The following is a 13,000-nucleotide window of genomic DNA, read 5'->3' on the forward strand; positions in this document are numbered from 1 at the left end:
GGCGCCCCGCAGCTGGAAGAATGGAGCCATGCGCCATCGTCTCCTCGTGCCGAGCCTCCTCGCCTCTGTCGCTCTCTGTCTGCCCGGCCTGTCGGCTTGCTCCCAGGATTCGGCCGCTCCCGGACGGACCACTCAGGCAGCCGAGTCCAGCGGTGAGTCCGCATCAGCCGACGACGCCGCAGACGGCGACGACAGTCCAGAGTCGGAGACCGCCTCGGCGCGGGCCGACGATGCGGACCTGACAGGGAAGGTCATCGCGGTCGATCCCGGGCACAACGGCGGCAATGCGGACCATCCGGAGACGATCAATCGGCAGGTGCCCGACGGTCGCGGAGGCACGAAGGCGTGCAACACCACGGGCACGTCGACGAGCTCCGACTATCCGGAAGCCGATTTCACGTGGGCCGTGGCGAGGAAGCTGGAGAAGTCGCTGACGGATGCCGGGGCCGAAGTCGTGCTCAGCCGCAAGGACAACACGGGAGTCGGACCGTGTGTGGACGAGCGCGGGACGTTCGCCGACGATGCGGATCTGCTCGTGAGCATTCACGCCAACGGCAGCGAGTCCAGTGCGGTGAAGGGCTTCCACATCATCGTCGCCGATCCCGGTGAGAATGAGAAGACCGAGAAGGCTTCCGTGGATCTGGCGAAATCGGTGGGGAGGTCGATGGGTGAGGAGTTCACCCCGAACAGGGCCTATGGACAGGACGCGATCAGCCGGAGGCCGGACCTGGCCGGTCTGAACAATGCTTCGGTGCCCGCCGTCATCGTCGAATGCGGAGAGATGCGCAACCCGTCTGAGGCGAAGCTCATGGAGTCGAAGTCCGGGCAGGAGAAGTACGCCGACGCCCTGTTCGACGGCGTCGTCGACTGGTTCTGAACCGGATACGCCCCTGGGAAGTTCCCAGGGGCGTTCCGCTCTTCTCACCTCGAGCAGACCTCGAGACTGGCCTCAGTCCAGGTAGTCGCGCAGCACCTGCGAGCGGGACGGGTGGCGCAGCTTGGCCATCGTCTTCGACTCTATCTGGCGGATGCGCTCACGGGTGACGCCGTAGACCTTGCCGATCTCGTCGAGGGTCTTCGGCTGCCCGTCATTGAGTCCGAAGCGCATGGACACCACTCCTGCCTCACGTTCCGAGAGCGTATCGAGCACGGAGTGCAGCTGCTCCTGGAGGAGGGTGAAGCTCACCGAGTCCGAGGGCACAACGGCTTCGGAGTCCTCGATGAGGTCACCGAACTCCGAGTCGCCGTCTTCACCCAGCGGGGTGTGCAGTGAGATGGGTTCGCGGCCGTACTTCTGGACCTCGACGACACGTTCGGGTGTCATGTCGAGTTCCTTCGCGAGCTCTTCCGGGGTCGGTTCGCGACCGAGGTCCTGCAGCATCTGGCGCTGCACACGGGCGAGCTTGTTGATGACCTCGACCATGTGCACCGGGATGCGGATCGTCCGCGCCTGGTCGGCCATCGCACGGGTGATGGCCTGGCGGATCCACCACGTGGCGTAGGTCGAGAACTTGAAGCCCTTCGTGTAGTCGAACTTCTCGACGGCGCGGATGAGGCCGAGGTTGCCCTCCTGGATGAGGTCGAGGAAGAGCATGCCGCGGCCGGTGTAGCGCTTGGCCAGGGACACGACGAGGCGGAGGTTGGCTTCCAACAGGTGGTTCTTCGCGATGCGACCGTCATGGATGATCCACTTGTAGTCCATCGTCTCGCGAGGTTCGGTCACCTCTCCGCCGTCGAGCAGGTGCTCGGCGTACATTCCGGCCTCGATGCGCTTGGCGAGGTCGACCTCCTCGGCGGCGTTGAGCAGCGCCACCTTGCCGATCTGCTTGAGGTAGTCCTTGACCGGGTCCGCGGTCGCACCGGCGGAGACGACCTGCTGGGCAGGCGCATCCTCTTCGTCGGCGTCGGAGACGATGAAGCCTCCGGCCTCGGCCACGGCGGCGTTCTTCTCCTTCTCTTCCGAGTTCTTCGTCTCGGTCGCCTCGGCGGGGCTCTCCTCTGTAGCCAGAGCGTCCGCGGCCGGTTCGACTTCCTCGGTGGTGTCGATGACGTCGTCGGCCTTCTTCGCCTTGGTCGCCTTCGTGGCTTCCTTGGCGGCGGTGGACTCCGTCGTGGTCGTCTTCGCCGCAGCCGTCGATTTCGCTGCGGTCGTCTTCTTCGCAGCAGTCGTCTTCTTCGACGCAGCTGCCTCGGTCTTTGCGGCAGCCGACTTCGCGGTCGTCGACTTCGCGGTCGCGGACTTCTTGGTTCCGGCAGCGGTCGTCTTCTTCGCAGTGGACTTCGACGCCGCAGTGGTCTTGGATCCACCGGTCGAGGTCGTGCCGGCCGTTCCCTCCGACTTCTCCGTCACCGTTGTGGATTCCTTGTCGACTCTGGGCACGTGTTCACCTTTCGCGAGCGTTGAAACTTCCCCATGCATTCGGACAGTACTAAGACCCAAGTCAAGTGGTCCGCGTACGGTCCGGGGCGGGCACGCATAGCTCGCCCATCATGCAATGACTGGGTCAACGCTTAATTTTCTCACGTTATTCCCTGCTTTGCGAATCGGACCTCGAAGGCTCCGCGGCGATCCGTCCGGGCCGTTCACTCGGTGACCGCGGCGATCACACAGCATCGTTCAGATGGTCGTGCGCTGTGTCTCAGTCAGCCAACGAGGCAGGCACCCCATGTCGACCGCGCCGACGATGAGTTCGGCCAGTCCGTGTTCGGATTCGAGCTCGATCGCGGCACGAGCATAATTCAGCGCGATCGTCGATCCGCCCAGCGCCCATTCGAACCAGGCGATGACGGCATAGGCGTTGGCCCTCGCCTGCGGGTGCCCGGCCTGCAGGTAGTCCTTGAGGAAGGCGATGGTGAGCATGATGTCTCGCGGCCGCGGCGCACGCGAGGAGAGGCCGACGAGCTGCTGCGCAGCCTGCGCCTGGGAGACGATGCGCCGACTCATCGTGCACAGCTCCTCCCCGTCGAGACCGTTGACCACCGACGGCGGGAAATCCGGATGGTCGAAGCTCAGGATCATCTCCAGGGCGTCCCGTGACCAGATCTCGACGAGCAGAGTGTCGAGCGCCATGACGGTCGGCAGGTCCATCAGATCGTGGATGCGCGCCTCGTCGATCGCCTCCTCCTCGCACCGCATCACATCCAAGCGCGGATAGACCTCGGCAAGGACCACGAAGGCCTCGTCCGTGCCCATCCACTCCTCGGCGTGTCCGCGGCGGCTGTCGGCGAAGGCCTCGGCGGGCATGGGTGAGATGACGAGATCCACCGGATCGGCGACGGGGTTGGATCCGCCGGCGACGAGCTCCGTGGCACACGCCGAGGTGGTTGCGTCGATCAGCGGTGTGCAGTCATAGCCGTCCTCGTCGATGCGTCCGAAGTGCTCCTGGTTGACCCACCAGGCGCTGAGAGTGTCGACGCCTCTGGCGGCGAAGGTCATGGCCAACTCGTCGATCGCCGCCCGGATGAGACCACGGTGAACCTCGGCGTATTCCGCGTCGGCACCGAGGCCGAAGGCGCTGACCGGCTGGTAGTCGTCATCGTAGAGAACGAGGAAGACGCCGCTGACCGTGCCCGCGCGCATGATGAGGTCGGCGTACCAGCCGCCGCCTTCGGACAGCGTCTGTGCCGCGCTCTCCCGGTCGAAGTCGATGCGCAGCGTCGTCGAACTGGTCTGGGCCCCGTTGTTCTCGGTGCCGACGATGACGGCGACGAGACTGCGCTGCGGGGTGTAGCCGAGGGTGTGGGGGATGATCCCGATGATGTCCTCGGGCGTGCGGGCCGGTGTCTTCACTGCGTCCTCCTTGGTCGGGTCGGAACCTGCCGGCTGCGGCGGTTCCCGTGCCTGCGATGAGGCCCATGAGAGGGCCTCCTGTCTGACCCCCACTCCAGCCGATCCCGAGGCCGTTCCTCCAGGCCCCGTCCGGCGCCTGTGGAGACGAAGATCCTGTCCACAGGGCGCAGATGGATGAGTCACGACCGCCGTCCCCACGAGAATCTGCGCCGAATTGCCTCAATCGCCTCACTGGCATACAAGTGAGGGGTGGCGAAGAGACGGATATACACAGCACCTGGTTCTCAAGTGGTCGACATCTCGACGGGTCAGGCCCGGCTGGAGAAGCTCGACGGCGAGGCCGATTCCTATGTGCTCCATGTCAACGGAGTCCCGTCGTCGTCGATCACTCTGTCCGATCCGCAGCGTCTGGATTTCGAGTACCTGGACTGGATGCGACGCATCATCGACGTCGAGCTCCCTCACCGCACTCTCCGGGCCGCACATATCGGTGCCGCCGGCTGCGCTCTGGCCCGGGCGCTGAACTCGGCACGACCGGGGTCGAAGCAGACGGCGATCGACATCGACGCCAAGCTGCTCGACTTCGCCCGCGACTGGTTCGACCTGCCCCGCTCCCCCGCCCTGGCCCTGCGCGCCGGCGACGGAGCGGTGGAGATCGGGAAGTTCAGAGCCGACACCCTCGACGTCCTCGTCCGAGATGCCTTCGACCACGACTCGGTTCCCACAACCCTGCAGACGTTCGAGTTCTTCACCTCCTGCGCGGAGGCGGTCAAGGACTCCGGCCTCTACGTCGCGAATGTGCCCGACCCCGGCGACCACCGTCTTCTCAGGGCCGAACTCCGCGGCCTCGGCGAGCACTTCGCCCATCTTGCCGCCGCCACGGAACCGGCGATCCTCAAGGGACGTCGGCGCGGAAATGTCGTCGTCCTCGCCTCCCACTCCGAACTCGACACGGCCGGCCTCGACCGGAGTCTGCGCACCGCCGCCTCCTCCGCGACCTTCCTGGCCGGAACCGACCTGCGCTCCCGCCTGGGCATATGACCTCGCACACGCCGGCGTTCTCCCTCGGGGCTCTGACTCGTTCGACTGCCTGCGCTCCCGCCTGCGTCTCTGACGCCGCGCGCGTGCCCACGGCCCGATTGTGAGGTACGCCCCGGTCCGAAATGACGCTGCGACTACAGACACCGGGCAAAGTTCGGCATAATTGAATGCCGACCCAAGAAGGTGAGATGACCGAAACTTCAGAAATTCGAGTCGAGCAGACCAAGCTCGACGAGCTCTATGCCCGCCTCGATGAGCTCCGGGAGGAGACGACAGCCCGCCTGGGGACGGTGAGGATCTCCGAGGTCGGAGGCAATCACCAGCACCGCACCGAACGCGATGCCTTCGCGACGCTGTACGAAGATCAGCTCATCCGTCTCGACGGCGCCGAGGAGGGACTGTGCTTCGGTCGCCTCGACATCGTCGATGAGGACGGCCCCACCTATATCGGCCGCATCGGACTCACCGACGATCAGCGTCAGCAGATCCTCATCGACTGGAGGGCTCCGGCCGCCGAACGCTTCTACCAGTCGACGGCCGCCAATCCCGACGGCATCGCCCGCCGCCGTCACCTCGTCACCGCCAACCGGTTGGTCACCGGCATCGAAGACGATGTGCTCGACATCGACGCACTCGATGACACTCAGCGGTCGAACCTGCAGGGTGAAGGTGCTCTGCTCGCAGCACTGACCACCCACCGCACCGGTCGGATGGGCGATATCGTCGCGACCATCCAGGCCGAACAGGACGCGATCATCCGCCGTCCGCTCTCCGGCGTCCTCGTCGTCCAGGGCGGTCCGGGCACCGGCAAGACCGCCGTCGCTCTCCACCGTGCCGCGTTCCTGCTCTACCGTCATCGGGAGCGCATCGCGAAGTCCGGTGTCCTCCTCGTCGGCCCGTCGACGGTGTTCCTCAAGTACATCGAGAAGGTTCTGCCCAGCCTCGGCGAGACAGGGGCCGTCCTGCTCACCCCGGGGCAGCTGTATCCGGGACTCGACACGGATGCCGCTGATGCACCGGCAGCAGCCGAGATCAAGGGCCGCTCCGTCATGGCTCGGGTGCTGAAGAACCATATTGCGAACTATCAGCGCATCCCCGACAACGACGTCGAGATGCGGGTGCGTTCGCATACGATCGTGCTGCGTCGCAAGGATGTGCAGTCCGCGCGCGATCGGGCTCGTCGCAGCGGAGATCCGCACAATGCCGCCCGCACCGGTTTCGTCACCGGGCTGCTGAAGATCCTCGCCGAGGATCTCGCCCGTGAGATGGGGATGGATGCGGCCGGCGAGCGGCTGCCCGAACTGCTTGAGGACCTGCGGTCGTCCGTCGACGTCCGGCGCGCCCTCAACCTCGCGTGGTTCCCCATCGGTCCCGCGGCTGCTCTGCGTTCTCTGCTGGGCAGACCGCACAAACTCCAGGCCGCGGCTCGCAAACTCCTCACACCCGCCGAACAGTCGATTCTGCTCGAGCAGCGTCGGGATGAGTTCACGGTCGACGATGTGCCCCTGCTCGACGAGCTTGCCGAGCTTCTCGGTTCCGCGCCTCAGCAGACTCAGGCGCGGGATGACTCGGCTCGCGAATACGCCGAAGCCGTCGTCGATATGACCGAGACCGGCGGAATGGTCTCCGCCGAGACGCTCGCGTCCCGCTGGGAGGAGCAGGGCCCGGCGATGACCCTGGCCGAACGCGCCCTCGAGGACCGGGAGTGGACGTACGGCCACCTCGTCGTCGATGAGGCGCAGGAGCTGTCCCCGATGCAGTGGCGGGTCCTCTTCCGCCGCGTGCCGTCGAAGTCGGCCACCGTCGTCGGCGACCTCGCACAGTCCTCGCAGGTCGACAACGCCCGCACCTGGTCATCGATCCTCACCGAGTTCGTCGGCGACCGTTTCGCTCTCCAGGTGCTCACGGTCTCCTACCGCACTCCGCAGTCGGTGATGGATCTGGCCAACCGCTACCTGCATCGGCATTTCCCGCAGCTCGAGCTCGTCGAGTCGGTGCGTCAGGGCGGTTCGGATCCGCAGCTGGACTCCTTCGCCGACGAATCCGAGCTGCTGGCCGCCCTCCCCGGCGCGGTCGCGGCCGAGGTGTCCGCCGCCGAAGGTGGGAAGATCGCCGTCATCGCTGATGAGGCGCTCATCGATCCCATCGCCGAGGCGATCGCGGACTTCGATTTCGGACGGTCGGTCACGGGCTTGGACCATCAGATCGCCCTCATCACCCCGCAGCAGGCCAAAGGCCTCGAGTTCGATGCGGTGATCATCGTCGAGCCCGGCCGCATCTCCCCGGTCGGCGGTGAGGAAGGCGTCGGCGGCCTCTATGTGGCGCTGACCCGAACGACGGAACGTCTGCGTGTGCTGGCGTCCGTGTCCACGGAACTGACCGAGCTCTTCTCCGCCGAGGCGATCCGCCGAGCCGGCTGACCACCCCTATTGCTACCTGACGGCGGCCCAGCAACCTCGCGCGAGGTTGCTGGGCCGCCGTCAGGTAGCAATAGGGGTGAAAGTGAAAGGCCGCTTGGGTTCGGCTTCCCCTCCGAACCGCAAGCGGCCGCGCGCCGTAGCGCGCACTTTCAATACTACACAACTATTTCTGTACCGCGGTACTCGAAACGGAGATTTCCGACAGAAATCTCAGCTGTCTCAGGATCCGGTCGCGCGCAGACCTCAGACGCTCAGTCGGCGAAGTCGTCGGGAGTGGGTTCGCGGGTCTGCCCGGACTGCAGCAGCGCATCGGCACGCAGCGAATCGATCGCGGCCTCGAAGTCTTCGAGCGAATCGAATCCCTGGTAGACGCTGGCGAAGCGCAGGTAGGCGACCTGATCGAGCTCCCGCAGCGGTTCGAGGATCGACAGCCCCACCTCATCGGCGTCGATCTCCGCGATTCCGCGCGACCGGATGTTCTCCTCCACCCGCTGTGCGAGCTTCGCGAGATCATCGTCGCTGACCGGGCGTCCCTGGCAGGCCTTGCGCACACCGGACATGATCTTCTGCCGGGAGAACTCCTCAGTGACTCCGGAGCGTTTGATCACCGACAGGCTCGTGGCTTCCATCGTGGTGAAGCGACGACCGCAGTGACGGCACTGCCGACGCCGACGGATCGCTGCGCCGTCTTCGCTGGTCCTCGAATCGACAACCCGCGAATCGGACTCACGGCAGAACGGACAGCGCATCTCTACTCCTCGAACCTGATGTCGACAGCCCGCCCGTGGGCCGGCAGCTGTTCGCTGGCGGCGAGAACACCGATGTGCCCGGCCACCTCGGACAGTGCCTGTCGATCATAGTCGATGACCTGGCTGACCTTGATGAATGAGTGCACACCCAGCCCCGAACCGTGAGCGGCGGTGCCCATCGTGGGCAGCACGTGATTCGACCCGGCGCAGTAGTCACCGAGCGACACCGGTGCCCAATCGCCGAGGAAGACCGCTCCGCCGTTCGTGATCCGTGCCCCGACCGCTTCCGCATCGGCCGTGTGGACCTCGACGTGCTCTCCGGCGTAGCCGTTGACCACGGTGATCCCGGCGTCGAGATCGTCGACGAGGACGATCGCTGACTGTCGACCGGCCAGAGCCGTCCCGATCCGTTCGGTGTGCATCGCCTGCGGCACCTGCACGTCCAGCTCCTTCTGCACCGCCTCGGCGAGATCGACGGAGTCGGTGACCAGCACCGAGGCGGCCAGTTCGTCGTGTTCGGCCTGGCTGATGAGGTCGGCGGCGACGAAGCGCGGGTCGGCCTGGTCGTCGGCGAGGATGATGATCTCCGTGGGTCCGGCGACCGCGTCGATGCCCACCCGGGAACGGACCAGGGACTTCGCCGCAGCCACATAGGCGTTCCCGGGACCGGTGATGAGGTCGACGGGTTCGAGTTCCTCACCGTCGTCGAAGCCGTAGGCCAGGGCGCCGATCGCCTGTGCTCCGCCCATCGCCCACACTTCGTCGACGCCGAGGATGTGTGCGGTGGCGAGCACGGTGGGGTGCGGCAGGCCGTTGCTCTGGGGCGGGCTCGCGATCGCCAATGAGTGTGCACCGGCGGTCTGTGCCGGCACGACGTTCATGATCACCGTCGACGGGTACACGGCCAGTCCGCCGGGAACGTAGAGTCCGACTCGTTCGACCGGCAGGTGGCGGGTGGTGACGAAGGCGCCGGAGGCCAGTTCGGTGCGGACGTCGTCGGGACGCTGATCGGCCGCGACCGTCCGGGCCCGGGCGATGGATTCGACGAGTGCGGCCTTGACCGCGGGATCGAGTTCGGCTGCGGCCTCGGCCAGCGCCGAGGCCGGCACGCGCAGAGCCTCGGGACGGACCCCGTCGAAGCGTTCGGTGAAGTCCTTCACCGCGGCTGCTCCCCCGCCGGCGACGGTGTCGAGCAGGTCGGCGACTCGTCGTTCGATATCGGCATGGGTCTCGGCGGCCCGAGGCAGCTTCTGCGCCAGGAATCGCTTGTTGAGGGTCTCACCACGGAAGTCCAGAATGTTCACCCGCACCATTCTAGTCTCCGCAGCAGCACTGCAGGCCCCCCGGCCCGCAGTGCGGACGAGGGCGGTCTCGGCGGTCGCGCCTCAGACGCTGAAGCAGCGGGAGCCCAGCAGAGCCTTGAGGTCGCCGTAGAGGCTCGGGTTCGGATCGACTCGGATCGACCGATCCAGGCGCATGATCGTCTGCCGTCCCGGCTGAGAAAGAGTGATGTGGACGTCCGTCTGCCCCTTGTTGGATTCGAGGATCCGTTTGAGTTTCGACGCCATCTCCTCGGTTGCCTTCTCCATCGGCATGATGAGGTTGAGCGGCCGATCGTTGGGGTCGGTGACATCGGGAATCGTCATCGACATCGCCATCAGCGAGGTCGGACGGTCATCTGAGGTGCGGATGCGACCGGTCAGGGAGATCACGAGGTCGGTCGCCAACAGGCTCGCCACCGGCTCGTAGGTGTCGCCGAAGAACATCACCTCGATCTCGGCTTCGAGATCCTCCACGGTCACGATCGCATAGGGACGCCCGGAGTTCTTCGACACCTTGCGGGTGACCTGGGTGATCATTCCGCAGACCTTGATCTGGGATCCGTCATGGCGGTGCGACTCCGGATCGACCACCTCGGCGATGGAGGCATCGGATTCGGCAGCCAGCACACCTTCGAGCCCGTTGAGCGGGTGGTCGGAGACGTAGAGACCGATCATGTCACGCTCGAAGGACAGCTTCTCCTTCTTCTCCCACTCCGGACGGTCCGGGATGGTCACGGAGAAGCCCGGTGAGTCGTCTCCCCCGCCGAGCCCGGCGAAGAGATCGAACTGTCCGTTGGCTTCCTGCCTCTTGACGCCGATGACCGAGTCCACGGCCTCCTCGTGGACTTCGACGAGTGAGCGACGGCTGTGGCCGAGCGAGTCGAAACCGCCGGCCTTGATGAGCGATTCGATCGTGCGCTTGTTGCACACGTGGCTGGGCACCTTGTCGAGGAAGTCCGTGAACGAGGTGTAGGCGCCCTTCTCGCCGCGGGCCTCGACGATGCCCTCGACGACGTGCGCGCCGACGTTGCGGACCGCGCCCATGCCGAAGCGGATATCGGTGCCGACCGGGGTGAAGTGGAGCGCGGATTCGTTGACGTCCGGAGGCAGCACGGTGATGCCCAGCCGGCGGCACTCGTTGAGGTAGATCGCGAGCTTGTCCTTGTTGTCACCGACCGAGGTCAGCAGGGCCGCCATGTATTCGGCGGTGTAGTGAGCTTTGAGATAGGCGGTCCAGTAGGACACGACGCCGTAGGCGGCCGAGTGCGCCTTGTTGAACGCGTAGTCCGAGAACGGCAGCAGGATGTCCCACAGGGCTTGGGCAGCGGCTTCGGAATAGCCGCGTTCCTTCATTCCGCCGAAGAATCCGACCTGCTGCTTGTCGAGCTCGGACTTCTTCTTCTTGCCCATCGCGCGGCGGAGGATGTCTGCCTGTCCCAGCGAGTAGCCGGCGACCTTCTGTGCGATCGCCATCACCTGCTCCTGGTAGATGATGAGACCGTAGGTGGTGTCGAGGATCTCCTTGAGCGGCTCCTCGAGCTCCGGGTGGATCGGGGTGACCTCCTGCAGACCGTTCTTGCGCAGGGCATAGTTCGTGTGCGAGTCGGCGCCCATCGGCCCGGGGCGGTAGAGCGCCAGGGTCGCGGAGATATCCTCGAAGTTGTCCGGCTTCATCATCCGCAGCAGGGCACGCAGGCCGCCGCCGTCGAGCTGGAACACACCGAGGGTGTCACCCCGGGTCAGCAGCTCGTACGCGGCAGGATCGTCGAGGGCAAGGTGCTCGAGGTCGAGTTCGTGGTCCCGGTTGGCTTTGATGTTCTCCACTGCGTCGGAGATGATCGTGAGGTTCCGCAGCCCCAGGAAGTCCATCTTGATGAGCCCGAGGCCCTCAGAGGTCGGATAGTCGAACTGGGTGATGACCTGTCCGTCCTGGAACCGCCGCATGATCGGAATGACGTCGATGATCGGGTCCGAGGACATGATGACACCGGCGGCGTGGACACCCCACTGTCGCTTCAGCCCTTCCAGGCCCTTGGCGGTCTCGAAGGTCTCCCGGGCCTCCGGATCGGCGTCGACGAGTTCGCGGAACTCCCCGGCTTCCTTATAGCGCTTGGACTCCGGGTCCTCGATGTCCTTGAGCGGAATGTCCTTGGCCATCTCCGCAGGCGGCAGAGCCTTCGTCAGCCGCTCACCCATGGAGAAGGGTTTGCCGAGGACTCGAGCGGAGTCCTTCAGTGCCATCTTCGTCTTGATCGTGCCGTAGGTGACGATCATCGCCACACGCTCGTCGCCGTATTTCTCGGTCACATAGTCGATGACCTCGCTGCGGCGACGATCATCGAAGTCGACGTCGAAGTCGGGCATGGACACACGGTCCGGGTTGAGGAAGCGCTCGAAGAACAGTCCGTGCTGGAGCGGATCGAGATCGGTGATGCGCATCGCGTAGGCGACCATGGAGCCGGCACCCGAACCACGGCCGGGCCCGACGCGGATGCCGTTGTCCTTCGACCAGTTGATGAAGTCGGCGACGACGAGGAAGTAGCCGGGGAAGCCCATCGAGATGATGATGTCGAGTTCGTAGTCGGCCTGCCTGCGGACGTCGTCGGGAACACCGCCGGGGTACCGGTAGTCGAGTCCCTTCGCGACCTCCTTGATCAGCCACGAGGTCTCGTCCTCGCCGGGAGGGCACGGGAACTTCGGCATGTAGTTCGCCGAGGTGTCGAAGGAGACTTCGCACTTCTCGGCGATCTCGAGGGTGTTGTCGCAGGCCTCGGGGAATTCCCTGAACAGTGACCGCATCTCTGCGGGAGTCTTGAGGTAGTAGCCGGAGCCGGAGAAGGCGAAGCGCGATCCGCCCTGATCGTAGGTGGGTTCGATGAGTTTCGAACCTGATTGGATGGCCAGCAGGGCCTCGTGCGCCTTCGCATCGGATTCGTGCGTGTAGTGGAGGTCGTTGGTGGCGACCAGCGGAATGTCGAGTTCTTTCGACAGTCGGATGAGGTCCTTCGTCACCCTCTTCTCGATGGACAGGCCGTGGTCCATGAGTTCGACGTAGTAGTTGTCCCTGCCGAAGATCTCACGGTACTTCCCGGCCGCCGCTTTGGCTTCTTCGTATTGCCCCAGCCGCAGCCGCACCTGCACCTCGCCCGAGGGACAGCCGGTGGTGGCGATGAGTCCGTCGGAATAGCTCTCGAGCAGATCCTGGTCCAGTCGGGGCCATTTCGCGGTCACCGAGTCCAGGGAGGCATACGATGATGCCTTGAACAGGTTGCGCATGCCCGTATTGTTCCGAGACAGCAGAGTCATGTGCGTGTAGAGACCACCGCCGGAGAGATCATCGCTCTTCTGCGATTCGTCGGTGCGCCACTTCACGCGCGTCTTGTCCCGGCGGTCGGTGCCGGGGGTGACATAGGCTTCGACGCCGATGATGGGTTTGATTCCGGCGGCAGTCGCCTGAGACCAGAAGTCGAAGGCGCCGAACAGGTATCCATGGTCGGTCGTGGCGATCGCGGACATCCCCGATGCCTTCGTCGCCGCCATCAGATCGGCGAGGCGCGCCGCACCGTCCAACATGGAGTATTCGGTGTGGACGTGGAGGTGGACGAAGTCCTCGTTCGGCACTGGGCGCCGCCTTCCTGAAGTTGCCGGTGTTGCCGTTCCAGCTTAGTCCATCGACCG

The 13,000-nt window shown here is 65.2% G+C and carries 8 protein-coding genes; 3 read left to right on the forward strand and 5 right to left on the reverse strand.

Annotation, left to right across the window (positions count from 1 at the left end):
- Window positions 1-28: 28 nt before the first annotated feature.
- Window positions 29-877 (forward strand): N-acetylmuramoyl-L-alanine amidase, encoded by an 849-nt coding sequence (locus HF684_RS10775; RefSeq protein ID WP_169252461.1) that lies wholly within the window; start codon window positions 29-31, stop codon window positions 875-877.
- A gap of 72 nt (window positions 878-949) precedes the next feature.
- On the opposite strand, the gene HF684_RS10780 is transcribed toward HF684_RS10775, so the two are convergent.
- Window positions 950-2,380: an RNA polymerase sigma factor gene (locus tag HF684_RS10780; RefSeq protein ID WP_248278883.1), complete on the reverse strand. Its 1,431-nt coding sequence runs from the start codon at window positions 2,378-2,380 to the stop codon at window positions 950-952.
- 237 nt (window positions 2,381-2,617) lie between these two features.
- On the reverse strand, window positions 2,618-3,790 hold the full coding sequence (locus HF684_RS10785; protein WP_169252463.1) for a DUF4192 family protein: 1,173 nt from the start codon (window positions 3,788-3,790) through the stop codon (window positions 2,618-2,620).
- 288 nt (window positions 3,791-4,078) lie between these two features.
- Here HF684_RS10785 and HF684_RS10790 point away from each other — a divergent pair, with 288 nt between their 5' ends.
- Entirely contained in the window at window positions 4,079-4,831 is a 753-nt protein-coding gene (locus HF684_RS10790; RefSeq protein WP_248278884.1) for a fused MFS/spermidine synthase, read from the forward strand.
- Between the two features lie 188 nt (window positions 4,832-5,019).
- On the forward strand, window positions 5,020-7,251 hold the full coding sequence (locus HF684_RS10795) for an ATP-binding domain-containing protein (RefSeq protein ID WP_169252465.1): 2,232 nt from the start codon (window positions 5,020-5,022) through the stop codon (window positions 7,249-7,251).
- 251 nt (window positions 7,252-7,502) lie between these two features.
- On the opposite strand, the gene nrdR is transcribed toward HF684_RS10795, so the two are convergent.
- The 3 genes from nrdR to dnaE form a co-directional block, all read right to left on the reverse strand.
- Window positions 7,503-8,000: a transcriptional regulator NrdR gene (nrdR, locus tag HF684_RS10800; protein WP_025777954.1), complete on the reverse strand. Its 498-nt coding sequence runs from the start codon at window positions 7,998-8,000 to the stop codon at window positions 7,503-7,505.
- Between the two features lie 2 nt (window positions 8,001-8,002).
- Window positions 8,003-9,313, reverse strand: a complete 1,311-nt coding sequence (gene hisD, locus HF684_RS10805; RefSeq protein ID WP_169252466.1) for a histidinol dehydrogenase — start codon at window positions 9,311-9,313, stop codon at window positions 8,003-8,005.
- Between the two features lie 72 nt (window positions 9,314-9,385).
- Entirely contained in the window at window positions 9,386-12,943 is a 3,558-nt protein-coding gene (gene dnaE, locus HF684_RS10810) for a DNA polymerase III subunit alpha (protein WP_169252467.1), read from the reverse strand.
- Window positions 12,944-13,000 lie beyond the last annotated feature (57 nt).

Source organism: Brevibacterium sp. 'Marine', assembly GCF_012844365.1.
In the GTDB taxonomy this organism is placed as follows: Bacteria; Actinomycetota; Actinomycetes; order Actinomycetales; family Brevibacteriaceae; genus Brevibacterium.